The sequence below is a fragment of the Reichenbachiella agariperforans genome, from assembly GCF_900142205.1.
GTDB classification, from domain to species: Bacteria; Bacteroidota; Bacteroidia; order Cytophagales; family Cyclobacteriaceae; genus Reichenbachiella; species Reichenbachiella agariperforans.
Genome location: NZ_FRAA01000006.1, coordinates 291,257 through 292,605, shown reverse-complemented (window position 1 = coordinate 292,605; position 1,349 = coordinate 291,257). Strand labels below are relative to the sequence as shown.

Below are 1,349 nucleotides of genomic sequence, written 5' to 3'. Positions count from 1 at the left end.
AAATCAACAAGGTAGGGTAATCCATCAGTGTAGCTAGATATTTTTCGTGTCATGCTACGCAACGTATCATTAGACTGGATCAAATCACCAGTCAGTTCACTAAATACGGTCACTTCATAATTTCCTACTTCAGAAAAATCCATGTCAGCGGAGAAAGTGTAAGTCAAAGTATCTCCTGTAGCCAATGATGTTGCTGCTGTTTCACTCACCTCTTGTCTACCACTAGGGCCATCGATCCAAACCGTCAACGGCACACTGGTCTCCGTACTTACTCCTTGATTCACATACTGAACTGCGATTTGTTCTGCTACACCGAGTAACGGTGATGATGCGGGAATTTCCAAATCGACTGCCGCTAGGTCATGTGCAGGACGTTCGCGCACTTTGACATCATCTAAGTAAAAATAGCGCGAGTTATATGTATCTCTTTCTCCAAATCTTACTTGAAATGTAGATGAGAAATTTTGATCATGCGCAACTAGAGAGTCTGTCAAAGGCAGTGTATTAACATCAACCCATTCATTATTTCCTCCACGGTTTTCGTGCCAATCATAGAATTCAATCCAATCATCTGTCTCAGACCCTCTGATGAACACACGGTTATGTGCATAAACGCCAGAGTATCGGTATGAAAACCGGAAATCTAATAATAGCTTATCCGTTGACGCATCATACGTACTCATGTCCATCGTCAGTACTGCAAAATTAGATGTTGTGTTTGACTCACTACGATACATCGACATGGCCTGTGTTTCGTTTTGCGAAAATTGACCAATAGACAATCGCCCATATTCAGAACTATTTTCATAACTCCAACCGGGCAACCCTATCAACTCTCCTTGATTTTGAGCATAAACTGTGTCTGCTAACAAATCAAAATCTGCTAAATAAGGCAGACCCCCGTTGTAAATAGATGGTTTTATTAAATAACCTCTCAACGTATCATTGGATTGCACCAAATCTCCCGACAGTTCACTAAATACGGTCACTTCATAATTTCCTGCTTCAGAAAAATCCATGTCAGCGGAGAAAGTATAGGTCAAGGTATCTCCTGTAGCCAATGATATCGCTGCTGTTTCACTCACCTCTTGTCTACCACTAGGACCATCGATCCAGACAGTCAACGGCACACTGGTCTCCGTACTTACTCCTTGATTCACATACTGAACTACGATTTGTTCTGTCGCTCCGAGTAGTGCTGATGATGCAGGAACCTCCAAATCGACTACTGCTAACTCATGAGCAGGACGTTCGTAAACATGAACATTATCCAACAAAAAGGCGTCTGATGCATAATCTTCCTTTTCTCCAAAACGCAACTGAAAAGTCGCTGAAAAATCCTGATCATT

General features: G+C 42.0%; 1 protein-coding gene. It reads right to left on the bottom strand.

The features are described 5' to 3' along the window. Positions 1–1,349, bottom strand: a 1,349-nt coding sequence (locus BUB99_RS20455; protein WP_170863820.1) for a hypothetical protein, incomplete at both ends; no start/stop codon positions are given.